Consider the following 24,818-nt stretch of genomic DNA (forward strand, 5'->3'; position numbering starts at 1 on the left):
TAGGGAAGAATTAATGGCTGGAAATACAGGCGGTCCTTGGGGCGGCGGAGGGAACTCAGGCGGTGGGAACAATGGTGGCGACCGCAACCGGCCCGGAGGGCAGCGGCCCACCGGTGGTGGCGGGCGCGGTCCGGGTGGTGACAAAGGTCAGATGCCCGAGATCGACGATCTGGTGAAAAAGGGTCAGGAACAGCTGCGCGTCCTCATGGGCGGCAAAGGCGGGACTCGTAACTCCGGCGGCTCTGGCGGGAATATGGGCGGCGCAGGCCCCAAGTTCACCCGCGGCACAGTGGGTCTGGGTCTGGTGGCGGCCGCTGTCGTCTGGGGGATGGCAAGCTTTTATACCGTGCGCCCCGAACAGCAGTCGATCGAACTTTTCCTTGGCGAATTTTCTGGCATCGGGACAGAGGGTCTGAACTTTGCCCCTTGGCCCTTTGTCACTGCCGAAGTCTTTGACGTGACCACCAACCGCGCCGAAACCATTGGCGCAGGACGCGGTGGCGACGACAACGAAGGGCTGATGCTGACCACGGATGAAAACATCGTCGACATCGATTTTCAGGTCGTCTGGAACGTGAAGAACGCCGAGAACTTCAAGTTCTCGCTGCGGGATCCGCAAATGGCGGTGCGTGCGATTTCTGAATCCGCCATGCGCGAGATCATCGCCCAGTCCGAGCTGGCACCGATCCTCAACCGTGACCGTGCCACCATCGAAGCCTCCGCGCGCGAGCTGATCCAGACCACGCTTGATAACCGCGAGACCGGGATCAACATCATCCGCGTCAACTTCAACAAAGTGGATCCGCCCAGCCAGACGGTCACCGTGACGGATGCAAATGGCAACACGACGCAGGAATCCGTCATCGACGCCTTCCGCGACGTGCAAGCTGCCGAACAGGAACGCGATCGGGTCGAACGTCAAGCTGACGCTTATGCCAACCGCCGCACCGCCGAAGCCCGTGGTGAATCCGCCCGCCTGCTGGAAGCCGCCGAAGGGTACCGCGCACGTGTGGTCAACGACGCCGTGGGTGAGGCAAGCCGCTTTGAAGCGGTATTGCAGGAATATGCAGCCGCCCCCGATGTAACCCGTCGTCGTCTGTACATCGAGACCATGGAGAAAGTACTGGGAGACGTGGACAAGATCATCCTCGAAAACGGCTCTGACGGGACCGGGCAGGGGGTCGTGCCTTACCTGCCGCTCAATGAACTCCGCAACTCCAACCGAGGATCGAACTGATGCGTAAACTCAATATCCTCATCCCCGTGGTTGTGATTGCAGCCGTTGTCGCCCTGTCGTCGATCTTTATCGTGGACGAACGTGAACGCGCGCTGGTGCTGCGTTTCGGCCAGATAAAACAGGTGCGTGAAGACGCGGGCATCGGGTTCAAAATCCCGCTGCTGGACGAGGTCGTCCGCTACGACGACCGTATCCTGTCGCTTGAAACGCCGATGATCGAGGTCACCCCCGCCGATGACCGTCGTCTCGAAGTGGATGCCTTTGTGCTGTACCGCATCAACAGCGTGCGCCAGTTCCGTCAGGCCCTTGGCACCGACGGTGGCCGTCAGGCTGAAATCCAGTTGAACGGTATTCTTGACGGTCAGATCCGTGCGGTTCTGGGCTCGCAGGGGGTGACATCCAACACCATCCTGTCGCCCGAACGCTCTGCACTGATGGACCAGATCCGCGAACGTTCTGACGCGCGTGCGCAGGCGCTTGGTCTGGATGTGGTCGATGTGCGTTTGCGCCAGACCAACCTGCCAGAGCAGAACTTTGACGCGACCCTGCAGCGGATGATCGCTGAACGTGACCGCGAAGCGACCGATGAACGCGCCCGTGGCCGCGAGGCGGCGCAACGTGTCACCGCCCTTGCGGATCGTACCTACGAGGAAATCCTCTCGGAAGCCCGTCGTGATGCCCGTATCACCGAAGGTGAGGCCGACGCCGAGCGGAACAAGATCTTTGCGCAAGCCTATTCCAAGGATGCGGAGTTCTTTGAATTCTACCGCTCGCTCAGCGCCTACGAGCAAGCGTTGAAGGGCGAGAATTCTACCATGGTGATGTCGCCCGACAGCGAGTTCTTTAACTATCTCAAGTCGGACGAAGGCAGCCGCAGCCAACGCGCGACCACCACCGGGACCGGCAACTGATCCAATCCACGGTGCACTTTTAAACAGGGGCTGGCAGAAATGCCGGCCCCTGTTTCGTTTGGGGGCATGACCCCGGGATCAACGGGATAAGGGGCGGCAATTTCGCATAGAAACCGAGGGTCGCGTTGACATGCGCGTGAGGATGACCATCTTTCACCTTGCAGCAGTGGGTTTGCAGATGCACTCTGCCAAGGACACACAAACGGGGTGTATCGCCCCTTATCAAACCGGAGTTGACGAATGCAGCCAAAGGCCGTTTCCCTGTCGCGTACCGACGCAATATCGCCCCAGATCAAATGGTTGATGATGGGTATGCTGGCGCTGGCTTTTGTCCTGATGCAGGCCGTGGTCGCACTGGCCAAACCCGAAAGCCTTGCGCCGCTTGCGGAAAAGATCAGCCCGTCGGTCGTGAATATCACCACCTCCACCACCGTAGAAGGGCGCACAGGCCCCCGTGGCATCGTGCCCGAAGGCTCCCCCTTCGAGGATTTCTTCAAGGAATTTCGTGACCGCAACAATGGTGGCGAAGCCCCCGCGCCACGCAAATCATCGGCGCTTGGGTCGGGGTTTGTCATCTCTGAAGACGGGTTCGTCGTGACCAACAATCACGTGATCGAAGGCGCGGACGAGATTACCATCGAATTTTTCACCGGTCTTGAACTGAAGGCCGAAGTCATCGGCACCGACCCCAACACCGATATTGCCCTGCTTAAGGTTGAAGCCCCAAGCGCGCTGCCGTTCGTCAGCTTTGGCGACAGCAATGCCGCCCGCGTTGGTGACTGGGTGCTGGCCATGGGGAACCCGCTGGGGCAGGGGTTTTCCGTCTCGGCCGGTATCGTCTCGGCGCGCAACCGTGCTTTGTCGGGCACCTATGATGACTATATCCAGACGGACGCTGCCATTAACCGCGGCAACTCCGGCGGGCCGTTGTTCAATATGGACGGCGAAGTCATTGGCGTGAACACCGCGATCCTGTCGCCCAACGGCGGCTCCATCGGGATCGGTTTCTCGATGGCGTCGAATGTTGTGACGCGTGTTGTGAACCAGCTTAAGGAATTCGGTGAAACCCGTCGCGGCTGGTTGGGTGTGCGTATTCAGGACGTTACTCAGGATGTGGCCGACGCGATGGGGCTTGCCAAAGCGTCCGGCGCGTTGATCACCGATGTACCGGAGGGCCCTGCGAAGGATGCGGGCCTGAAAACTGGCGACGTGATCCTCAGCTTTGCAGGGGTCGAGGTCGAAGACACCCGCGGTCTGGTCCGTCAGGTGGGCAATAGCACCGTCGGGGCCTCGGTCCGCGTGACTGTCCTGCGCGAGGGGAAATCCCAGACGCTCAAGGTCAAGCTGGGCCGCCGCGAAGATGCCGAAGGGGCAGGGGCGTCGGCTTCGGCACCAGAGGATGAGGCAGAGCCCGAAGCGCCTGCGTCAAAGTCGGTGCTTGGTCTGACAATCACGCCGCTGACGGATGATCTGCGTACCGAGCTTGGGGCGGATGATTCAGTCGAGGGTCTGGCCGTGACCGAGGTGGACGAGATGTCGGAAGCCTTCGAGAAAGGCCTGCGTGTAGGGGACATCATCACCGAGGCGGGCCAACAGCCGATCCTGTCCATCACCGATCTGGAGGACCGGATCACCGAGGCCAAAGACGGCGGCCGCAAGTCGCTGTTGCTGTTGGTGCGCCGCGCAGGTGACCCGCGCTTTGTGGCCTTGGGTCTGGGCGACTAAACCCGCCCCACATCGCTGGAAAAACACTGCCCCCGTCGGTCCCCGTACCGGCGGGGGTTTTGCGTGGGGTGCCACTGCACGCTGCCGGTTGTTTCGCATATCGAAAGCCGATAGGATTTACGTCAAATGAAGGACAGCCCCATGCACGACACATCCACGACGGCCATTCGCAGCGATCGGCTGTCTGCGCTGCGCACCCAAATGCTGGCAGAGGCGGAAATTACCAGCGTGCAGAACCAGTCGCTGATCCAAAGCCGCCGCGAACAGATTTGCGAGGCGGCCTTGTCGCTGTTTCTTGAGAAAGGCTTTGCCGCGACCACGATCCGCGACATCTGTGCGCGCTCGGGCGTCAATCAGGCCAGCATCTATGATTATATCGCGAATAAGAACGACATCCTGCGCCGCCTGCTGAACCAGCTGTGGTTCCGCGAGGACGTGTCGACGCTGCCGATCATCCTGCTGGATGAAAACCTGTCACTCGAGGACGCGTTCGAGAAATACTTCCGCGAAAGCTGGTCGATGAAACGGGATGGCACGTTGCTGGCCTATCGGTGCGTGCCGCATATGCAGGCCGAAGACCGCCGCGCCCTGCATGCGCGCGAGTTTGCGGTGATGAAGGATCTGGCCGACCAGCTTGCCCCGCGTCTGGGGATGCATAGCGACGATCAACGGCTTGATATCGTTGCCAATCTGATGGTGTTCCTGTCAGCCTTTGGCCCGATGCGCGACTGGCTGATCCGTGACATCCCGGACGAGGTGATCCTGCGCACGATCTCGGCCGGTGCGGCGGCAATGGTCAGATCGCTTGCGGATCAGACGCAGACCTAAAGCTTGCGGGCGCGAATGACCGTGTGGTGGCTGACCAGCTCATAGCCCATTTCGGCGGCGACACGATCCAGCAGCGTCGCGATCTCGGTTCCTGGAATTTCCACCAGATCCCCACTATCGACATCGACCAGATGGTCGTGGTCCGTGTGGGGCATCATCTCGTAGCGGGCAGGGGCATCATCCAGCACCAGTTTGCGCACCAGCCCCGCGTTTTCAAGCACTGACATCGTGCGATAGACCGTGGCGACAGACACGGTGTCATCAAGTCTGCGCGCCTTTTCATACAGGTCTTCGACATTGGGGTGATCGTCGGTTTCCGACAGCAGCGACACGATGGTTGTGCGCTGTGGCGTGACCCGCAGGCCCGCTTCACGCAGCAATTGCTTGTAATCAGCGCTGTGGGTCAAACCGATGTCCTTTCTCGTCTGCCTTCTTGTTACGCAAGATTCTCCTTGCCCGCAAGTTTATGCGACCTATTCTTATTTGCATGTTTGACATATGCGACTAATTCGCATTTACATCTAGCGAACGCATTGCTCCTTGGAGGAACAGAATGAGAAAGAATGTGCTGGCGTCGGTTTTTGCTCCGGTTCTTGGTGTTGCAGCGATGGCGGGCGTGCCTGCGGTTGCGGCTGATTTCAAAGTCGTCACGACCTTTACGGTTCTTGCCGATATGGCGCAGCAGGTCGCGGGCGATGCGGCAGAGGTGGTATCGATCACCAAGCCCGGTGCCGAAATTCACGGCTATGAACCCACCCCGCGCGATATCGTGGGCGCGGTGGATGCCGATCTGATCCTGTGGAACGGCATGAACCTAGAACTGTGGTTCGAGCAGTTCATCTCGAACCTCGGGGATATTCCGTCGGCCACGCTGACCGAAGGGGTGGAGCCGATCTCTATCGGGGAGGGGGAGTATGAGGGCAAACCGAACCCCCACGCCTGGATGGGGCTGGATAACGCGCTGATCTACGTCGACAATATCGCGGCAGCTTTTGCCGAACACGACCCTGACAATGCGGCGACCTATGCCGCCAATGCAGAAAGCTACAAACAGGAAATCCGCGATACGATCACGCCCCTGCGGGACCGCATTGCGCAGATCCCTAAAGACCAGCGTTGGCTGGTGACCTGTGAAGGGGCGTTCAGCTACCTCGCGCGGGATTTCGGGATGAAAGAGCTGTACCTCTGGCCGATGAACGCCGACCAGACTGGCACGCCGCAGCAGGTGCGCAAAGTCATCGATTCCGTGCGCGACAATGATATTCCGGTCGTTTTCTGTGAAAGCACGGTGAACACCTCGCCTGCAAAGCAGGTCGCGCGGGAAACCGGCGCTGCCTATGGTGGTGTGCTTTATGTCGATAGCCTCAGCACCGCCGAGGGGCCCGTGCCAAGCTATCTGGACTTGCTGCGCGTCACCTCGCAGACTGTCGCGGACGGGCTGGATGCAGGCCTGAAGTAAATGGATACCCCTATGCACCCCGCCTCCACCACGACCCCTGATGCCGGGCTTGCGCCCGATGCGATCGGCATCAAGGCCACCGATGTGACCGTGACCTATCGCAACGGCCACACCGCGCTTTATGATGCCAGTTTCGAGATCCCGCGCGGTACGATCACGGCGCTGGTCGGGGTGAACGGGGCGGGGAAGTCCACGCTGTTCAAGGCGATCATGGGCTTTGTGCCCGCCGCGCAGGGGCAGATCACCCTGCTGGGCAAGACGGTCAAACAGGCGTTGCGAGAAAACCTTGTGGCCTATGTCCCGCAGTCAGAAGAGGTCGATTGGGCCTTTCCGGTGCTGGTGCAGGATGTGGTAATGATGGGGCGCTATGGGCATATGGGGTTTCTGCGCCGTCCCAAAGCCGCCGATCATGCGGCGGTGGACGATGCTCTGCGCCGCGTCAATATGACCGATTTCCGCCACCGCCAGATCGGAGAGCTGTCCGGCGGGCAGCGAAAACGTGTCTTTCTGGCGCGCGCCTTGGCGCAGAACGGGCAGGTGATCCTGCTGGACGAACCCTTTACCGGCGTAGACGTGAAGACCGAGGACCAGATCATCGACCTGCTGCGCGAGTTGCGCGACGAAGGGCGGGTGATGCTGGTGTCGACGCATAACCTGGGCTCTGTCCCGGAATTCTGTGACCGGACGGTCTTGGTCAAGGGCACGGTGCTGGCCTATGGGCCGACGGAAACGGTCTTTACCCATGACAATCTGGAAACGGCTTTTGGCGGGGTGCTGCGGCACTTTACCCTCGGGGGGCAAGACCTGCATGATGATGACGACGGGCGCGAGCTGCGGATCATCACCGACGACGAACGCCCCTTCGTGCATTACGGCGAACGCATTGATACCTCCGAGGACGACACATGATCGACCTGCTGCTAGAGCCGTTCAGCTATGACTATATGTTCAACGCCATGTGGGTGTCGGCGATGGTGGGGGCGGTTTGCGCCTTTCTGTCCTGCTATCTGATGCTCAAGGGCTGGTCGCTGATTGGCGACGCGTTAAGCCATTCTGTCGTGCCCGGTGTGGCGGGGGCTTATATGCTGGGGCTGCCCTTTGCGCTTGGCGCGTTTCTGGCGGGCGGTATGGCGGCGGGGGCGATGCTGTTTCTGTCGGGGCGGTCGGGGCTGAAGATCGACGTGATCATCGGCATCATCTTTACCGCATTTTTCGGCCTGGGCCTTTTCATGGTGTCGCTATCACCCATGTCGGTTAGCATCCAGACCATCATTATGGGCAATATCCTTGCCATCGCGCCGCAGGATATCGTGCAGTTGGCGATCATCGGGGTCGTCTGTCTGACCGTGCTGCTGCTGAAGTGGAAAGACCTGATGGTCACCTTCTTTGATGAAAACCACGCACGCTCCATCGGGTTGCGGCCCGAGCTGTTGAAGGCGGTGTTCTTCATGCTGCTGTCGGCGGCGGTGGTGGCGGCGATGATGACCGTCGGGGCCTTTCTGGTGATCGCCATGGTCGTGACACCGGGGGCGACGGCCTATCTGCTTTGCGACCGTTTCCCACGGCTGATCATCGTATCGGTGCTGATCGGCACGATAACCAGCTTTCTGGGGGCCTATGCCAGCTATTTTCTGGACGGGGCAACAGGCGGGGTGATCGTCACACTGCAAACCGCGATCTTCCTGCTGGCCTTTGTCTTTGCGCCCAAACACGGTGTGCTGGCCGCGCGGCGCAAGGCTGCGGCGGCGCTCAAATCCTTGCGAGACGGGGTGGCCCCATGATCGAGACGTTGCTGTTTCCCTTCCAGTTTCCCTTCATGCAGAACGCTTTCTGGATCGTCCTGCTGGTCGCCCCGCCGACGGCGTTGCTGTCATGCTTTCTGGTGCTTAAAGGCTGGGCCTTGATGGGCGATGCGGTCAGCCATGCGGTCCTGCCGGGGGTCGTGCTGGCCTGGATCACGGGGCTGCCGCTGATTGTAGGGGCCTTCGCCGCGGGCATGTCCTGCGCGATGCTGACCGGATACCTGAGCTATAACAGCCGGATCAAACAGGACACCGTGATGGGGGTCGTCTTTTCGGGCATGTTCGGGATCGGCATCATCATGTACACCTCGATCACCACGAACCAGCATCTGGATCACGTGTTGTTCGGCAATATGCTGGGCGTCGGCGTGCAGGATCTTTGGACGGCGGGGCTGATCTCGGCCTTTGTGACGGCGTTTCTGGTGCTCAAGTGGAAAGATCTGCTGCTGCACGCCTTTGACCCTGCACAGGCGCAGGCCAGCGGGCTGCACACGGGGGTCTTGCACTATGGGTTGCTGGCGGTGTTGTCGCTGACCATCGTGGCGACGCTGACGGCGACGGGGCTGATCCTTGCGGTGGCGTTGCTGGTCACACCGGGGGCGATTGCCTTTCTGGTGGTGCGCAGCTTTGGCCCGATGCTGATAGTATCTGTGCTGGTCTGCCTGTTGTCGATGTTCGCGGGCGTCTACGCCAGCTTCTTTCTGGACAGCGCACCGGCACCGACAATCGTGTTGATCCTGACGGTGATCTTTGTCCTGGCCTTCATCAACCGTTTGCTGGTGACGCGCCGCACCTCGCGTCAGGCGGCACGGGGGTAGCCTTGAAGGGGAGAACGGGCTCTAGACCCGCCCGACCTTGAACCCGCGGGACAGATGATTGCGCATGGCAAACAGCAGCAATGCGCCGGGCAGCATAGAGGTCAGCGTAAAGGCCATGACCATCCCGATATCGGTCTGAAAGCCGAACATCGCGCTGAGCGCCATAGAGATCGGCTTGCCGTTGGTGGTGGTCAGGATGCGGGCAAAGACGACTTCTACCCAGCTGAACATAAAGCAGAAAAACGCAGTCACCGCGATGCCGGGCGCGATCTGCGGCAGCAGGATTTTCCAGATGTAGCGGGGGCGCGAATAGCCATCAAGGAACGCCGTCTCGTCCATCTCGCGCGGGACGGCGGCGATGAATCCCTGCAGAATCCAGATCGATACCGGCAGGTTGAACAGACAATGGGCCAGCGCGATGCCGGTGACCGAGTTGACGATGCCAAGCACCGAGAAAAGCTGGAAGATCGGCAGGGTCAGCACCACCGGCGGGGTGATGCGAAAGGCGATGAAGCTGAAGAACAGGTGTTTGTCCCCCAGAAACGACAGCCGCGCAAAGGCAAAGGCTGCGGGCAGGGCGACGGGGATGGTGATCGCGATATTGATCAGCACATAGGCGACTGAATTGCCAAAGGCCGCGCGCAAGCTCGGGTCGGCCCAGATGGCGCGATAGTTGCGCAGCGTCGTCTCGCCCAGGCTCAGATCGTCCTGCGCCAGCGTTGCGGTAAAGCTCAGCACCGTCATCTGTACCAGCGGCAGGATGGTAAAGAGGATGAACGCCCCCAACAGCGCCAGTTTGATCACGGGCCATGCCCGAGGCGGTATCATCACGGCACCCCCGGTTTGGGATCGTCAAGCTTGGCCTGCACCTTGGTAAAGACCCATGCGACCGACAGCACGATCAGGAAATATAGCACTGACCGCGCGGCCGAGGGGCCGTAGTTGAACGCCTTGATCTCCTCGCCCAGATCCACGGCCAGAAACAGGCTGGCCTCGGCCGGGCCGCCGGCATTGATCGGAAAGGCCTCGGTGTAGATCATGAAACTGTCCATGAACCGCAGCAGCACCGCCATGAGCAGCACATGCTGCAACCGCGGCAGCTGGATGTGGCGAAACACCTGCCACGGGCGCGCCCCATCGATGGCGGCCGCCTGATAAAGCGGATCGGGGATGGTGGTCAGCGCGCTATAGGCGAGGATGACCACAAGGCTGGTCCAGTGCCACGTGTCCATTGCCAAGATCACCACCCAGGTCAGCACGGCGCTGTCCTTCCACGCGGCGGGCCAGCCGTAGCCCGCCAGCCACAGTCCCAAAATGCCTGTGTCGTCGTTCATCAGGCTCAGCCAGAGCGCAGGGATCATATTCCACGGTACGAGCAGCGGCAGCGACAGCACAGCCAAGGCCGCCCCCGCCCAGATCCGTCCGCGCGGGATGCACAGGGCCAGCGCGATCCCCAGTGGGATCTGGATGCACAGCACGAAGGTCGAGAACAGCGCGCTGCGCCCGAAGCTCGCCCAGAAACGCGGGGCGGTGATCAGGTCGCGAAACCATTCGGTGCCGATCCAGAAGCGCGATTGCAGGGTGAAAATCTCGAAAAACGAATAGTTGATGACGGTGACCAGCGGGATCAGCCCGACCACCCCCAGCAAAAGGCAGGCGGGGGCGACAAAAAGCCAGCCGCGCGGGTCATGCTGCTTCATGGGGCTCTGTCCATGCTTGGGTCAGGCGGTCACAACCGAGGTGCCCCAGCCCGCGCATTCCGCCTTGAGCGCATCGGGTAGGTGGTGGTCGGTGAACAGCGTGTTCACATCGCGCAGCGAACAGATCGTCAGCGGGGCCTTGCGCTGGAACTTCAGGTGGTCGGCTACGACCATCACCGTGCGTGACCGCCCGATGGCGGACCGGCTGACCAGCACCTCTTGCCCGTCGAAATCCAGCAGATCGCCATCCGCATCAATGGCAGAACAGCCCAGAACCGAGAAATCGAACTTGAACTGCTTGACCATCTCGGCGGTCAGCCCGCCCACCATGCCGCCATCCGCACGGCGCAAGACGCCGCCTGTCAGGATGATCTCGCAGCTTTGGTTGGCGGCGAGGATATTGGCGATGTTGAGGTTGTTCGTCACCACCAGCAGGTTTTCGTGATGCAGCATTTCCTGCGCGACCGCTTCGGTACTGGTGCCGATGTTCATGAACACCGACGCCCCATGCGGTATAGCCTGCGCGCAATGTTCGGCGATGGCGCGTTTGCCTTCCTCGTTCAGGCGTCGGCGTTCATCATAGACGATATTCACCACCCCCGACGGGATCACCGCGCCGCCATGCACCCGTTCCAGCTTGCCGCTTTCAGCAAGCTCGGACAGGTCGCGGCGGATGGTCTGCACGGTAACATTATACGCCTCTGCCAGCCCGTCGACGGTGACTTTGCCGTCCTTGCGCGCCAGCTCCAAAATCTCGCGCTGTCTGAAATTTGACATATATCCCCCCGTCTTTGGCTGGGGATGCCCAAGATTTCTGCACGCCCGACCAAAACTTACAATCTACGGAAAGCGAAGCACGTCAAGGCCGCGAATCGTGGTATATCGTCTGTAAGGCGCAGAAATGCGCGTCAGGCGAAGGATTAATGCGCCTAAAATCAAGGCTATAGTCGAAAACGAAAGGAAACGAACGTTCGATCTTGAAAAACGAAGGGGCTTGGTGTCTTTTGTCACGACGTCCCGCAAACCTAGCTGCGAGACGCGAAAATGATGCGGGGAGGCTTCATTGAGCCAGCTTGAAACAGAACACAGCGTCGATCTCTTTGTGATCGGCGGAGGGATCAACGGCTGCGGCATTGCACGCGACGCCGTGGGCCGTGGGTTTAGCGTCGAGCTGGCAGAGATGAACGATCTGGCCTCGGCAACATCCTCGGCTTCGACCAAGCTGTTTCACGGCGGGCTGCGCTATCTGGAATACTGGGAGGTTCGCCTTGTCCGCGAGGCGTTGATCGAACGCGAAACCCTGCTGAAAGCGATGCCGCATATCTCTTGGCCGATGCGGTTTGTGCTGCCTTATCATAAGGATATGCGGTTCGAGGGGGATACACCCACCTCAAAGCTGCTCAACGTGTTCATGCCGTGGATGAAGGGGCGTCGCCCTGCGTGGCTGATCCGCTTGGGTCTGTTCATGTATGACAATCTGGGCGGGCGGCAGATCCTCAAGGGGACGACCGCGGTCGATCTGACGCAGGCCCCCGAGGGGGCACCGCTGCAGGACAAGTTCGAAAAAGCCTATGAGTATTCCGACTGCTGGATCGAAGACAGCCGTCTGGTGGTGCTGAACGCTCGCGACGCCCAAGCCCGTGGTGCACGGATCAACACCCGCACCAAGGTCGTCTCGGCCGAGCAGGTGGACGGCGTGTGGCAGGTCACGCTGGAACCGAAAGACGGCGGCCCCCAACGCGTGGTACAGGCCAAGATGCTGGTCAACGCCGGTGGCCCGTGGGTGGAAAACGTGATCCGCAACACCGTGCGCATCAATTCCTCGGAAGGGGTGCGGCTGGTGCGGGGCAGCCACATCGTGACGCCCAAGCTGTATGATCACGACAAATGCTACTTCTTCCAAGGCGAAGACGGGCGCATCATCTTTACCATTCCTTACGAGACGGATTTTACCCTGATCGGCACCACAGATGCCGACCATGCGGATGTGTCCGAAAAGCCGGTCTGCACCCCCGAGGAGCAGGACTACCTCGTGCGCTTTGCGTCCAAATACCTGAAAAAGCAGATCACCACCGACGATATCGTCTGGACCTACTCCGGCGTGCGCCCGCTGTATAACGACGGGGCGAGCTCTGCCACGGCGGCAACGCGGGATTATGTGCTGAAGGTCGACACATCCGCCGGTGCGCCGGTGCTGAATGTCTTTGGCGGCAAGATCACCACCTACCGCCGTCTGGCCGAAAGCGCGCTAGAGAAGATCCAGCCCTATTTCGCCAATGACGCCAAACCCTGGACGGCGGGTGTCGCCTTGCCTGGCGGCGATTTTCCGGTAGACGGCGTGGCGGCGTTGAAACAAGAGTTGCAGGACCGCTACGGCTTTTTGACCCAACGTTGGGCGGATCGTCTGGTCAAAGCCTATGGGCGCGAGGCATTTGATGTCTTGGGCGACGCGCAAACCGCGGCAGATCTGGGGCGTGATTTCGGTGCGACCCTGACCGAGCGTGAGGCCAAGTGGCTGATCGACAAGGAATTTGCCCGCACCGCTGACGACATCATCTGGCGCCGGTCCAAACTGGGCCTGCGGCTTGACGCGGATGAATTGAACACGTTGGAAGCATGGATGGTGGAAACCACCGCCACGCCCGCCGACAACACTACAGCCGCCACTGGCGCGTGAAGGGGAGAGGAACATGTCGCTCGTTTTGCAAGGCGTGTCCAAGGTCGCAAACGGCCAGACGCATATTCATCCGACAGATCTTGAGCTGCAGTCCGGCACCATGAACGTGCTGCTGGGGCCGACATCTGCGGGCAAGACTTCCCTGATGCGGTTGATGGCGGGGCTGGATGTGCCCAACACCGGCAAGGTGATCTGGAACGGCGAGGATGTCACCGGCATGCGCGTTCAGGATCGCGGTGTGGCGATGGTGTATCAGCAGTTCATCAACTACCCGTCGATGACCGTCTACAACAACATCGCCAGCCCCATGCGGTTGTTGGGAAAATCCAAGGACGAGATCGACAGCGCCGTGCGCAAGGCCGCCGATCTGATGCAGTTGACGCCGATGCTGGACCGCAAGCCGCTGGAACTGTCGGGCGGGCAACAGCAACGCTGCGCGCTGGCCCGGGCTTTGGTCAAGGACGCGGGGCTTGTACTGCTGGACGAGCCGCTGGCGAACCTCGACTACAAACTGCGCGAAGAGCTGCGGGCCGAGATCCCGAAAATCTTCGAAGAAGCAGGGTCGATCTTCGTCTATGCCACGACCGAACCCGAAGAGGCGCTTTTGCTGGGCGGGCACACCGCCACATTGTGGGAAGGGCGCATCACGCAGTTCGGCCTGACCCCCGTGGTCTACCGCCAGCCCGTCGATGCCACGACCGCTCGCGTCTTCTCTGACCCGCCGATGAACTTCCTCAACATCACCAAGGCAGGCGACACGCTGACCTTTGGCGATGGCAACACGGTCGCGACCTTCGGGAACTTCAAGACCGTGGCCGATGGCAGCTATGTTGCGGGCTTCCGCCCCAATCACCTTGAACTGTCCAAGCAGTCTGACGACGCGCTGGAGTTTGCGGGCAAGCTGAACGTGACCGAGATTACAGGGTCGGAAACCTTTATCCACCTCGATCACCACGGTGAAAACTGGGTCGGTCTGGTGCACGGGGTCAAAGACCTCAAGATCGGGGCTCCGCTGAACGTCTATCTTGACCCGACACATGTTTACATCTTTGCCGAAGACGGCACATCCGTGGCCCCCGCATCCTATGCGGCAGCGGCCTGAGGGAGGACCGGACCAATGGCAAAAATCACCCTTGATAACCTGGCGCATTCCTATTTGCCCAACCCCACCAGCGAAGATGACTTTGCGCTGAAAGAGCTGAACCACGATTGGGTGGACGGCGAGGCCTATGCGCTTTTGGGCGCGTCGGGCTGCGGGAAATCCACGTTGCTGAACATCATCTCGGGCCTGCTGCACCCCAGTCAGGGCCGCATCCTGTTCAACGACCGTGACGTGACCAACGACCCCACGACCAAGCGCAACATCGCGCAGGTTTTCCAGTTTCCGGTGGTCTATGACACGATGACCGTGCGCGACAATCTGGCGTTCCCGCTGCGCAACCGGGGCGCGGATGCGGCCTATGTCGCGCAGCGCGTGCAGCAGATCGCGGGGATGATCGGCATGGAAGACATGCTGAACCGCAAGGCGCGCGGGCTGACGGCGGATGCGAAACAGAAAATCTCGCTCGGGCGGGGGATGGTGCGCGAGGACGTGAACGCGCTGCTGTTCGACGAGCCGCTGACCGTGATCGACCCCCATATGAAGTGGGAACTGCGCACGCAGTTGAAATCACTGCACCATGAATTCGGTCACACGATGATCTATGTGACCCATGACCAGACAGAGGCGCTGACCTTTGCGGATAAGGTTGTCGTCATGTATGACGGCCGCGTTGTGCAGATGGGCACCCCGCAAGAGCTGTTCGAGACACCACAGCACACCTTCGTTGGCTATTTCATCGGCTCGCCCGGTATGAATGTGCTGGACGCGACGGTGACCGGTGACAAGGCCGTCATTGGCGGCCACGAGATCGCCTTGGGCCACGGCTTTGCGCCGCTGGACGGCAAGGTCGAACTGGGCGTGCGCCCCGAATTCACACGGCTTGCCACGGGCGAGGCGGGGCTGCCTGTCACGATCAAGCGGATCGAGGACGTGGGCCGCCACAAGATCGTGCGTGCTGACTTTAATGGCAATGAAATCAACGTGATCGCCGAAGAAGGTGCCGAGATTTCTCCGGATATGAACCGCATTGTTTTCGACCCTGCCGGGGTGAATGTCTATGCCAACAGCTGGCGCGTTGCGCCGCAGGGGGCCTAAGATGATCCAATCCGCCGCTTTCCCGCTGACCCTCGCTGAAAGGACCGCGTCATGAACAAGACCGTCAATCAAAAGGCCTGGTTCCTTGTGTTGCCCGTGCTGCTGCTGGTGGCTTTCTCTGCCGTGATCCCGCTGATGACCGTGGTGAACTATTCGGTGCAGGATACCTTCGGGAACAACCAGTTCTTCTGGGCTGGCCTCGACTGGTTCCGCGAGATGATTGAATCAGAGCGGATGTGGAACGCCTTGGGCCGCCAGATCGCGTTTTCGGTGATCATTCTGGCGATTGAAATCCCGTTGGGGATCTTCGTGGCGCTGAACATGCCCAAGAAAGGGTTCTGGGCCTCGCTGTGTCTGGTTCTGATGTCGCTGCCGCTGCTGATCCCGTGGAACGTTGTGGGCACCATCTGGCAAATCTTTGGCCGCGTGGACATTGGCCTGTTGGGCTACACGCTGTCGGCCTTGGGCATCGACTATAACTACACCCAGGATTTCTATGCCGCATGGATCACTGTGATCGTGATGGATGTCTGGCACTGGACGTCACTGGTCGCGCTGCTGGCCTATGCTGGTCTGCAATCCATCCCCGATGCTTATTATCAGGCGGCCAAGATCGACCAGGCGAGCCGCTGGAAAGTCTTCCGCTATATCGAGCTGCCCAAGATGATGGGCGTTCTGATGATCGCGATCCTGCTGCGGTTTATGGACAGCTTCATGATTTACACCGAACCGTTCGTCGTGACGGGCGGGGGGCCTGGTAACTCTACCACCTTCCTGTCGATCGATCTGGTCAAGATGGCCCTCGGACAGTTCGACCTTGGTCCTGCGGCGGCGTTCTCGATCATGTATTATCTGGTGATCCTGCTGATCTCCTATGTGTTCTACACCGTGATGACGAACCTTGATAAAAGGGATGGCCACTGATGTCTGATCTTGCACAAAAAAGAGGGTTTGCCCTGCCCAAGATCAAGGGCAATGCGGTTGTCATGGCGCTCTATCTGCTGTTCTTGCTGCTGCCGATCTACTGGCTGCTGAACATGAGCCTCAAGACCAACACAGAGATCCTCAATAGCTTTACCCTGTGGCCGCGTGATCTGACGTTCGACAACTATATGACGATCCTGACGGATGCGTCCTGGTACACGGGCTATCTGAACTCGATGGCTTATGTGGTGATGAACATGGTGATCTCGCTCGCGGTGGCGCTGCCGGCGGCCTATGCCTTCTCGCGCTACAGCTTCATGGGCGACAAGCACCTGTTCTTCTGGCTGCTGACCAACCGGATGGCCCCGCCCGCGGTTTTCGCGCTGCCGTTCTTCCAGCTTTATAGCTCCGTCGGGTTGTTCGACACGCATATTGCTGTGGCGCTGGCGCATTGTCTGTTCAACGTGCCGCTGGCGGTGTGGATCCTCGAAGGGTTCATGCGCGGCGTCCCGAAAGAGATCGACGAGACGGCCTATATCGACGGCTACAGCTTCCCGCGCTTCTTCATCCGCATCTTCACGCCGCTGGTCGCCTCGGGGATCGGGGTCACGGCCTTCTTCCTGTTCATGTTCAGCTGGGTTGAGCTGTTGCTGAGCCGGACGTTGACCAGCGTGGACGCCAAGCCGATTGCCGCCACCATGACCCGTACCGTGGGTGCCGCCGGGATCGACTGGGGCGTGCTGGCCGCGGCAGGGGTGCTGACCATCGTGCCCGGTGCCTTGGTGATCTATTTCGTGCGCAACTACATCGCCAAAGGCTTTGCCTTGGGCCGCGTTTAACAAAGAAAGACCGGAGGAAACATTATGGACTGGATGGCTTGGACTTGGCCCACCGCCGCTTTCTTTGGGATCATCGCGGTGACGCTGATCACCTTTACGATCCTTGCAATCAAATTCCCCGAAGTGCCGCGCGCCGGTATACTGGGGATGGAAACGACGCGCGGTGACCGGTTGTTCATCACGCTTCTGGGCTCGGCCTTTATCAATCTGGCTTGGCTCGGGCTGCTCAGTGCGCCCCAATGGGGGGCATTGGTTGTCTGCCTTTTCTATGCCATCGCGGTTTTCCGCTGGGTCTAGGAAAGGAAAATAAGGGGGGCCGGCCTGCAAGAACCGGACCTCTCAAATGTTCAATTCTAGGGAGGAACATCATGAACTTGCGCTTAAAGGGAACGACTGCGATCGGGCTTGCGGCTTGCATGTTTGCCGCACCTGCGTTCGCCGACATGGAGGCCGCAAAGGCTTTCCTTGATAAGGAAATCGGCGATCTCTCCGCGCTGTCGCGGGAAGACCAGGAAGCCGAACTGCAGTTCTTTATCGACGCTGCAAAACCGTTTGAAGGCATGTCGATCAACGTCGTGTCCGAGACAATCGGCACGCACACCTACGAATCCACCGTTCTGGCCCCCGCTTTCGAAGCGATCACCGGCATCAAGGTCACCCATGACCTGATCGGCGAAGGGGACGTTGTCGAAAAGCTGCAGACGCAAATGCAGTCGGGCGAGAACATCTATGACGCCTATATCAACGATTCCGACCTGATCGGGACGCACTGGCGCTATCAGCAAGCCCGCAATCTGTCCGACTGGATGGAAGGCGAAGGCAAGGCCGTGACCAACCCCGGTCTCGACCTTGAAGACTTCATCGGCCTGTCGTTCACGACCGGCCCCGATGGCAAAATTTACCAGCTGCCCGACCAGCAGTTCGCGAACTTGTATTGGTTCCGCTACGATTGGTTCAACGACGAACAGAACAAGGCTGATTTCAAAGAGAAATATGGCTACGATCTGGGTGTTCCGGTCAACTGGTCCGCATATGAGGACATCGCCGAATTCTTCACCGGTCGCGACCTGTCGCGTCTTGGCGTCGAAGGCGAAGTCTTTGGCAACATGGACTACGGCAAGAAAGACCCGTCGCTTGGCTGGCGCTACACCGATGCGTGGCTGTCGATGGCCGGTGCCGGTGACGTGGGCGAGCCAAACGGTCTGCCTGTCGACGAATGGGGTATCCGCGTCAACGAAAACTCGCAGCCTGTGGGGTCTTGCGTTGCACGTGGCGGTGCCACAAACGGGCCAGCAGCGGTCTATGCTGTGACCAAGGCGATCGAATGGCTGCAGAAGTATTCGCCTCCGGCGGCTGCGGGCATGACCTTCTCTGAAGCGGGCCCGATTCCGGCGCAGGGCAACGTGGCCCAGCAGATGTTCTGGTACACCGCCTTTACCGCCGCGTCGGTAGAGCCTGACCTGCCCGTGATGAACGAAGATGGCACGCCCAAGTGGCGCATGGCACCTTCGCCCCACGGTGCATATTGGACCGAAGGCACCAAGATCGGGTATCAGGATGCCGGGTCGTGGACGCTGATGAAATCCACGCCGGTGGACCGTGCACAGGCCGCGTGGCTCTATGCGCAGTTCGTCACCTCCAAGACTGTGGACGTCAAGAAAAGCCACGTTGGCCTGACCTTCATCCGTGAATCGTCGATCCAGCACGAAAGCTTTACAGAGCGTGCACCGAAATTGGGTGGTCTGGTTGAATTCTACCGTTCGCCAGCGCGCGTTCAGTGGTCCCCAACCGGTACCAACGTGCCTGACTATCCAAAGCTGGCGCAGCTGTGGTGGCAGAACATCGGCGACGCAATGTCCGGTGCGAAGACCCCTCAGGAAGCGCTGGATGCCCTGTGCGCTGATCAGGAAAAAGTCCTGATCCGTCTGGAGCGTGCCGGCGTTCAAGGGGACATTGGCCCCAAAATGAACGAAGAGCGTGATCCAGAGTACTGGCTGTCCCAGCCCGGTTCGCCCAAAGCGAAACTGGAAAGCGAAGACGAAGAGCCACAGACCATCGCCTATGATGAGCTGATCAAATCCTGGCAGTAAGCCACTCTTTCCGGGGCCGGTTCGCTGGCCCCGGAACCTTTGATTTTCCAACAACGCCGACATCCGTCATTGCCCTGACATCTGGTCGGGCCTGCCGACCCTTGCTAGGATACGGCACCATCTGACGGTTGCTACACTTCCAAAGGGACGCGCATGACGTATATCCTTGCCATTGACCAAGGCACCACCTCCACACGGGCCATCGTTTACGATGACACGATGACGTCGATTGCCAGCGCCCAGGAAGAATTCCCCCAGCATTTCCCTCAGTCCGGCTGGGTTGAACATGATCCCGATGATCTGTGGCGCACCACGCAGGCGACCTGCCGCGGGGCGATCGACAAGGCAGGGATCACGGCAGGCGATATCGCCGCCATTGGCATCACCAACCAGCGCGAGACCGTTGTGGTCTGGGACAAGCAAACCGGCCGCCCAATCTATAACGCCATCGTCTGGCAGGACCGCCGCACCGCCAGCCAGTGCCGCACCCTGCGCGATGCGGGCCACGAAGAGATGTTCACCGACCGCACCGGCCTGCTGCTGGACCCGTATTTCTCGGGCACAAAGCTGGCGTGGATATTGGACAACGTCGAAGGTGCGCGCGACCGTGCCGCCAAGGGCGAGCTGCTGTTCGGCACTGTCGATTGCTTTTTGATCTGGAAGCTGACCGGCGGAGCCTCCCATGCGACGGATGCCACCAATGCCGCGCGCACCATGCTGTATGACATCCGCAAAGGCCGATGGAGCCGTTCGATCTGTGACCTGCTCGACATCCCGATGGAGATGTTGCCAGAGGTCAAGAATTGCGCCGATGATTTCGGCAGTACCGATCCCGATGTTCTGGGCGCTGCCGTACCGATCCACGGGGTCGCGGGCGACCAGCAGGCGGCCACGGTAGGGCAGGCGTGTTTCGAGCCGGGAATGCTGAAATCCACCTACGGCACGGGCTGTTTCGCGCTGATGAACACGGGCGACACGCCGGTGCGGTCGGAAAACCGGCTGCTCACCACCATTGCTTATCAATTCGACGGCAAGCCGACCTACGCGCTCGAAGGGTCGATCTTTGTCGCGGGGGCCGTGGTGCAATGGTTGCGCGATGGTTTGCAGATCATTCAGGATTCGGCCGAGACGCAAGGGCTGGCCGAACAGGCGGACCCGCATCAGAACGTGGTGCTTGTCCCTGCCTTTGTCGGGCTGGGTGCGCCCTATTGGAACCCCGATTGTCGCGGCGCGGTGTTCGGGTTGACCCGTGGCACGGGGCCCGCCGAAATGGCCCGCGCGGCGCTGGAAAGCGTCGGCTACCAGACGCGCGACCTGCTCGAAGCGATGTCCGCCGACTGGAAAGCCGATGGCGTGCAGCCCACATTGCGTGTCGATGGCGGCATGTCTGCCAGCGACTGGACCATGCAATTCCTGTCCGACATCATCGCCGCCCCCGTTGACCGGCCCACTGTGCATGAAACCACCGCCCTCGGGGTCGCGTGGCTTGCGGGGATGCACGCGGGCGTTTATCCTGATCAGGAACAGTTCGCGAAATCGTGGACACAGGAAACCCAATTCACGCCGAAAATGGACGATGACCAGCGCGACGCGAAATATGCGCTCTGGAAAAAGGCCGTCGACGCGACCCTGAATTTTTAAGGAACTCCCCATGACAGCCCCAACGCTTCGCCGGTATCTGACCCAAAACAGCTTTGACCCCGATCTGGTGTTTCTGCTGGAAGACATCGCCTCGGCGGCGCGGCTGATCGCCGGTCTCGTGCGTCGCGGTGCCTTCGAGGGCAACCTTGGTGCCGCCGGAGAGATCAACGTGCAGGGCGAGGCGCAAAAGACGCTGGATATCATGGCCAATGACGTGTTCGAGCGTGAGTGTGCCAACAGCCCGCGTGTCGCAGCACTTGTGTCGGAAGAGGTGGAAGAGGTTACTTGGCTGAAAGAACCGCAAAAGGGCGACTACCTGCTGTATTTCGATCCGCTGGACGGGTCGTCGAACCTTGATGTGAACCTGTCGGTGGGCTCGATATTCTCGGTCATGCAGGTGCAGGCCGATGGTGACCGCAACGTGCTGCACAACGGCCGCAACCAGATTTGCGCAGGCTATGCGATCTACGGCCCCTCGACCATGTTTGTGGTGACCAAGGGCGACGAGGTTGCAGGCTTCAGCAGCGATCCGGACACGGGCGAGTTCAGCCTGACGCACCCCAAAATGACCGTGCCCGCCGAGACATCGGAATATGCGATCAACACGTCACGCGCACGCTATTGGTATGCCCCCGTCAGCCGCTATGTGGACGAGGCCGTCGCGGGCAAGGAAGGCCCCCGTGGCCGGTCGTTCAACATGCGCTGGACCGCGTCCATGGTCGCGGATGTGCACCGTATCCTCACGCGTGGCGGCGTCTTTTTGTACCCCGCTGACAGCAACAACCAGAAAACCGGCGGCAAGCTGCGTCTGATGTACGAGGCGAACCCGATGGCGATGGTGATCGAAGCGGCAGGCGGTGCTGCGTCGACGGGGCAGGGCGCGATTATGGATGTCGCCCCCACGGCACCGCACCAGCGCGTTCCGGTGATCCTTGGCTCGCGCGACGAGGTTGCCGTGCTTGACAGCTACCACAAAGACGCCGCTGACAGCTAAGCCGATGTTCTCGTTCTTCTCTCCGCAAGCGCTGCATTTCGGGCGTGGACAGGCCGCGCAGACGGCCACGCTGGCCGCTGGGTTTGGGACGCGTGTGCTGATCGTGCACGGCTCCAATGCAGCGCGCGCGGCTTGGTTGGTCGAGGATTGCCGCGCGGCGGGTCTGTCGGTCACCACACAAATCTGCGGGGCCGAGCCGAGCCTGCCTGCGTTGGAAGCCGCACTCGCCAGTGTGTCCGCAGATCGGCCGGATGTGGTCGTAGCGCTTGGCGGCGGATCGGTGATCGACTTTGCCAAGGCGCTCGCGGCGCTGATCCCCTGCGCGGGGGCACCGCTGGACTACCTCGAAGGGGTGGGGGGCGGCAAACCGCTCGATACATCCCCTTTGCCGATGATCGCGCTGCCGACCACGGCGGGCACGGGGGCAGAGGTGACCAAGAACGCGGTGATTGCCGTGCCGGACCACGGGGTCAAGGTCAGCCTGCGCGACGCGCGGATGATTCCCGATATCGCCATCGTGGATGCCGGGCTGATGCAGGGCGCACCGCGCCGCGTCACCCTTGCGGCGGGGCTGGATGCGGTCACGCAGGTGATCGAACCTTATCTGTCGGTTAAAGCGACGCCGATGACTGATGCGCTGTGTGAGGCGGCGATCCCCAAGGGGCTGGTCGCCCTGCGCGCCGTGGTTGAGCAAGACGCAGCGGAAGCGTGGGACGATATGGCCTGGGTCAGCACCTGCGGTGGCTTGGCCTTGGCGAATGCGGGGCTGGGGGCGGTGCATGGCTTTGCCGGTGTGATCGGCGGCCAGACCGGTGCCCCCCACGGAGAGATTTGCGGCGCGCTTCTGCCCGCGGTGCTGGCGTCTCACTTGGAAAAGGCAGAGGCAGGCACGCAGATCCACACGCGCCTGATGTGGGTGCTTGAGCTGATCGATGCGACATTCGACGTTCAAGACGGGGCAGGGATCACCGCCCTGCGCGATTGGTCCCGTCAGATGGGGCTGCGGAGGCTGGCGGAAATGGGACTGAACCCCGAGGATCACGCAGAGGTGGCACGCCTGTCCGCCGGTGCATCCTCAATGAAGGGCACGCCCTTCGCGCTGACACAGGACGAGCTGATTGCCATCCTGCGCGCCTGACGCCTATCGGGGCGGATTACAGCCCCAGCGATTTGCGCAGCATGTTCAGCGCCACGAGGATCAGGAAGACCGCGAACACCCGTTTCAACGGTTTCGGGTCCATCGCATGGGCCAGTTTAACCCCCAGCGGTGCGGTGATCAGCGTCATGGCGATGACAATGGCAAAGGTGGGCAGGTTCACCGCCCCCACCGTCAGCGGCGGGCTGTTGGGCGCGGCATCAACCAGCAGGAACCCGATGACAGAGGGCACGGCGATGAGCACGCCAAACCCCGCAGCCGTCGCCACGGCACGGTGGATCGGCACGTTGAACAGGCTCATCAGCGGTACGCCAAAGCTGCCCCCGCCGATCCCCATCAGTACCGATAGAAACCCGACAGAGGGTGATAGCGCCGCGCGCGCGGCCCCACGGGGCATCGCCTGTCCCAAGCGCCAATGCGCCCGCCCAAAGGCCATATATAGCCCGACGACCAGCGCCAGCCCGCCAAAGATGCCCTGCAAGACGCTCGTGCGCAGCTGTGCCACCACTAGCATCCCGATGATGGCCCCGATCACGATCCCCGGTGCCCATGTCTTGAGGATCGCCCAATCGACCGCGCCCTTTTTATTGTGGCTGTGCACCGACCGCAGCGAGGTTACGATGATCGTCGCCAGCGAGGTCGCCAGACACATCTGCATCAGCTGCGGGCTGTCATAGCCAAGTGCTTGGAACGCATAGAAGAACGCGGGCACCAAGACGATGCCGCCACCGACACCCAGCAGCCCCGCCAGCACACCGGCAAAGGCACCGATGGCCATGATCATAAGGACAATCTGCAGAAAGAGGGTGGGGTCTTGCATGGGGGCGATCCTGAATGTCGTGCGGTTGCCCCTGTTGCTATACCGCTTCTTGCGCCTCGGCCAGTGTTTGCATCGCGTCCAGCGCCTCTAGCAGCACCTGACGGTCGGCACCGGGGCGGGAGGCTTGCTCGGACAGGGTGCGCCGCCAGACCCGTGCGCCGGTGCGACCGGCAAAGAGCCCCATCATATGGCGGGTGATCTGGTTCAGCTTGCCGCCGCCGTCGATATGCGCGTCGATATAGGGCAGCATCTGCGCCACGACATCCTCGGGCGTGGTGTCTGCGCCGGTGCCGTAAATGCGGCGATCCGCCTGCGCCAGAATATCGGTCGGGTTGTGATAGGCGCTGCGCCCGATCATCACGCCATCCAGACCGGCGTCCAGAAACGCCTCTGCCTGATCCAGCGAGGTGATGCCCCCGTTGATCGAGATATGCAGATTCGGGAACAGCCCCTTCATCCGGTGCACCAGCTCGTAGTCCAAGGGGGGAATGTCGCGGTTTTCCTTGGGGCTGAGCCCTTGCAGCCACGCCTTGCGCGCGTGGATTGTCACCCGTTCACAACCCGCGCCGACGATCTGCGCCAGAAACTCGGGCAGCACCTCGGCGGGGTTCTGGTCATCCACGCCGATCCGGCATTTGACGGTCACGTCCACATCCACCGCGCGGCGCATCGCCGCGACGGATTTCGCCACCAGCGCCGGTTGCTCCATCAGCACCGCGCCAAAACAGCCCGATTGCACGCGATCCGACGGGCAGCCGACGTTCAGGTTGATCTCGTCATACCCCGCCTGCGCCCCGATCCGCGCCGCCTCTGCCAGCTCGTCCGGGTCAGACCCGCCAAGCTGCAAGGCCACGGGATGCTCCGAGGTATCATGATCCAGCAAATGCATCGCGCCACCGCGTACCAAGGCAGGCGAGGTCACCATTTCGGTATAAAGCAACGTCTGCTTTGAAAACAGCCGGTGCATGTAGCGACAATGCCGGTCGGTCCAGTCCATCAT

Annotated in this window: 24 protein-coding genes; 18 read left to right on the forward strand and 6 right to left on the reverse strand. The window is 60.8% G+C overall.

Features of this window, described 5'->3' with window-relative positions; translation table 11 throughout:
• Window positions 1–13 precede the first annotated feature (13 nt).
• From hflK to B3849_RS10625, 4 genes are all read left to right on the forward strand, one after another.
• Window positions 14–1,237: an FtsH protease activity modulator HflK gene (gene hflK / locus B3849_RS10610; RefSeq protein WP_181358632.1), complete on the forward strand. Its 1,224-nt coding sequence runs from the start codon at window positions 14–16 to the stop codon at window positions 1,235–1,237.
• A complete protein-coding gene (hflC, locus tag B3849_RS10615) occupies window positions 1,237–2,148 on the forward strand; it encodes a protease modulator HflC (protein WP_009826613.1) in 912 nt (303 codons plus the stop codon). The genes hflK and hflC overlap by 1 nt, the downstream gene beginning before the upstream one ends.
• Window positions 2,149–2,388: 240 nt before the next feature.
• A complete protein-coding gene (locus tag B3849_RS10620; protein WP_278425853.1) occupies window positions 2,389–3,873 on the forward strand; it encodes a DegQ family serine endoprotease in 1,485 nt (494 codons plus the stop codon).
• Between the two features lie 141 nt (window positions 3,874–4,014).
• Entirely contained in the window at window positions 4,015–4,701 is a 687-nt protein-coding gene (locus B3849_RS10625) for a TetR/AcrR family transcriptional regulator (protein ID WP_235183770.1), read from the forward strand.
• Here B3849_RS10625 and B3849_RS10630 read toward each other — a convergent pair.
• Complete coding sequence (locus B3849_RS10630; protein ID WP_005852561.1) at window positions 4,698–5,108, reverse strand: Fur family transcriptional regulator; 411 nt, start codon at window positions 5,106–5,108, stop codon at window positions 4,698–4,700. The two genes, B3849_RS10625 and B3849_RS10630, sit on opposite strands and share 4 nt — an antisense overlap.
• Window positions 5,109–5,254: 146 nt before the next feature.
• Between B3849_RS10630 and B3849_RS10635 the strand changes: the two genes are divergently transcribed.
• From B3849_RS10635 to B3849_RS10650, 4 genes are read left to right on the forward strand one after another with little or no spacing between them, the layout of a single operon-like run.
• Window positions 5,255–6,160, forward strand: a complete 906-nt coding sequence (locus B3849_RS10635; protein ID WP_414718042.1) for a metal ABC transporter substrate-binding protein — start codon at window positions 5,255–5,257, stop codon at window positions 6,158–6,160.
• Between the two features lie 12 nt (window positions 6,161–6,172).
• Window positions 6,173–7,069, forward strand: coding sequence for a manganese/iron ABC transporter ATP-binding protein (locus B3849_RS10640; RefSeq protein ID WP_037943901.1), 897 nt, complete (start codon window positions 6,173–6,175; stop codon window positions 7,067–7,069).
• The gene (locus B3849_RS10645; protein ID WP_005852566.1) at window positions 7,066–7,941 is read left to right on the forward strand and encodes a metal ABC transporter permease; all 876 of its coding nucleotides are present in this window, start codon (window positions 7,066–7,068) and stop codon (window positions 7,939–7,941) included. Before B3849_RS10640 ends, B3849_RS10645 begins: the two co-directional genes overlap by 4 nt.
• Window positions 7,938–8,780 (forward strand): metal ABC transporter permease, encoded by an 843-nt coding sequence (locus B3849_RS10650; RefSeq protein ID WP_278425854.1) that lies wholly within the window; start codon window positions 7,938–7,940, stop codon window positions 8,778–8,780. The genes B3849_RS10645 and B3849_RS10650 overlap by 4 nt, the downstream gene beginning before the upstream one ends.
• 21 nt (window positions 8,781–8,801) lie before the next feature.
• Here B3849_RS10650 and B3849_RS10655 read toward each other — a convergent pair whose 3' ends face one another.
• The 3 genes from B3849_RS10655 to B3849_RS10665 are packed head-to-tail and all read right to left on the reverse strand — an operon-like array spanning window position 8,802 to window position 11,257.
• Window positions 8,802–9,608 (reverse strand): carbohydrate ABC transporter permease, encoded by an 807-nt coding sequence (locus tag B3849_RS10655; protein WP_278425855.1) that lies wholly within the window; start codon window positions 9,606–9,608, stop codon window positions 8,802–8,804.
• A complete protein-coding gene (locus tag B3849_RS10660; RefSeq protein WP_132996823.1) occupies window positions 9,608–10,480 on the reverse strand; it encodes a carbohydrate ABC transporter permease in 873 nt (290 codons plus the stop codon). Before B3849_RS10660 ends, B3849_RS10655 begins: the two co-directional genes overlap by 1 nt.
• A gap of 21 nt (window positions 10,481–10,501) precedes the next feature.
• On the reverse strand, window positions 10,502–11,257 hold the full coding sequence (locus tag B3849_RS10665) for a DeoR/GlpR family DNA-binding transcription regulator (protein ID WP_005852573.1): 756 nt from the start codon (window positions 11,255–11,257) through the stop codon (window positions 10,502–10,504).
• Window positions 11,258–11,543: 286 nt separating this feature from the next.
• Between B3849_RS10665 and glpD the strand changes: the two genes are divergently transcribed.
• From glpD to B3849_RS10715, 10 genes are all read left to right on the forward strand, one after another.
• On the forward strand, window positions 11,544–13,157 hold the full coding sequence (gene glpD, locus B3849_RS10670) for a glycerol-3-phosphate dehydrogenase (RefSeq protein WP_278425856.1): 1,614 nt from the start codon (window positions 11,544–11,546) through the stop codon (window positions 13,155–13,157).
• A 13-nt stretch (window positions 13,158–13,170) separates the two neighbouring features.
• Window positions 13,171–14,259, forward strand: a complete 1,089-nt coding sequence (locus B3849_RS10675) for an ABC transporter ATP-binding protein (RefSeq protein WP_278425857.1) — start codon at window positions 13,171–13,173, stop codon at window positions 14,257–14,259.
• A gap of 15 nt (window positions 14,260–14,274) precedes the next feature.
• The gene (locus B3849_RS10680; RefSeq protein WP_286780108.1) at window positions 14,275–15,354 is read left to right on the forward strand and encodes an ABC transporter ATP-binding protein; all 1,080 of its coding nucleotides are present in this window, start codon (window positions 14,275–14,277) and stop codon (window positions 15,352–15,354) included.
• 51 nt (window positions 15,355–15,405) lie between these two features.
• On the forward strand, window positions 15,406–16,278 hold the full coding sequence (locus B3849_RS10685; protein ID WP_037943909.1) for a carbohydrate ABC transporter permease: 873 nt from the start codon (window positions 15,406–15,408) through the stop codon (window positions 16,276–16,278).
• Window positions 16,278–17,117: a carbohydrate ABC transporter permease gene (locus B3849_RS10690; RefSeq protein ID WP_005852582.1), complete on the forward strand. Its 840-nt coding sequence runs from the start codon at window positions 16,278–16,280 to the stop codon at window positions 17,115–17,117. The genes B3849_RS10685 and B3849_RS10690 overlap by 1 nt, the downstream gene beginning before the upstream one ends.
• 24 nt (window positions 17,118–17,141) lie before the next feature.
• Window positions 17,142–17,414, forward strand: a complete 273-nt coding sequence (locus B3849_RS10695; protein WP_005852584.1) for a DUF2160 domain-containing protein — start codon at window positions 17,142–17,144, stop codon at window positions 17,412–17,414.
• A 71-nt stretch (window positions 17,415–17,485) separates the two neighbouring features.
• Window positions 17,486–19,207: an ABC transporter substrate-binding protein gene (locus B3849_RS10700; RefSeq protein WP_037943910.1), complete on the forward strand. Its 1,722-nt coding sequence runs from the start codon at window positions 17,486–17,488 to the stop codon at window positions 19,205–19,207.
• Window positions 19,208–19,360: 153 nt separating this feature from the next.
• Window positions 19,361–20,848, forward strand: a complete 1,488-nt coding sequence (glpK, locus tag B3849_RS10705; RefSeq protein ID WP_286780109.1) for a glycerol kinase GlpK — start codon at window positions 19,361–19,363, stop codon at window positions 20,846–20,848.
• Window positions 20,849–20,858: 10 nt separating this feature from the next.
• Window positions 20,859–21,842 carry a class 1 fructose-bisphosphatase gene (locus B3849_RS10710; protein ID WP_278425861.1) on the forward strand — a complete coding sequence of 328 codons (984 nt, stop codon included), beginning with the start codon at window positions 20,859–20,861 and terminating at the stop codon, window positions 21,840–21,842.
• A gap of 4 nt (window positions 21,843–21,846) precedes the next feature.
• A complete protein-coding gene (locus B3849_RS10715) occupies window positions 21,847–22,980 on the forward strand; it encodes an iron-containing alcohol dehydrogenase (protein WP_278425891.1) in 1,134 nt (377 codons plus the stop codon).
• A gap of 16 nt (window positions 22,981–22,996) precedes the next feature.
• Here B3849_RS10715 and B3849_RS10720 read toward each other — a convergent pair whose 3' ends face one another.
• Entirely contained in the window at window positions 22,997–23,818 is an 822-nt protein-coding gene (locus tag B3849_RS10720; protein WP_278425862.1) for a sulfite exporter TauE/SafE family protein, read from the reverse strand.
• 37 nt (window positions 23,819–23,855) lie between these two features.
• Window positions 23,856–24,818: tRNA dihydrouridine(20/20a) synthase DusA (gene dusA, locus B3849_RS10725; RefSeq protein WP_286780110.1), on the reverse strand; the 963-nt coding region annotated here is incomplete at its 5' end.

This window comes from Sulfitobacter sp. UBA4523 (genome assembly GCF_002388305.1).
Taxonomy (GTDB): Bacteria; Pseudomonadota; Alphaproteobacteria; order Rhodobacterales; family Rhodobacteraceae; genus Sulfitobacter; species Sulfitobacter pontiacus.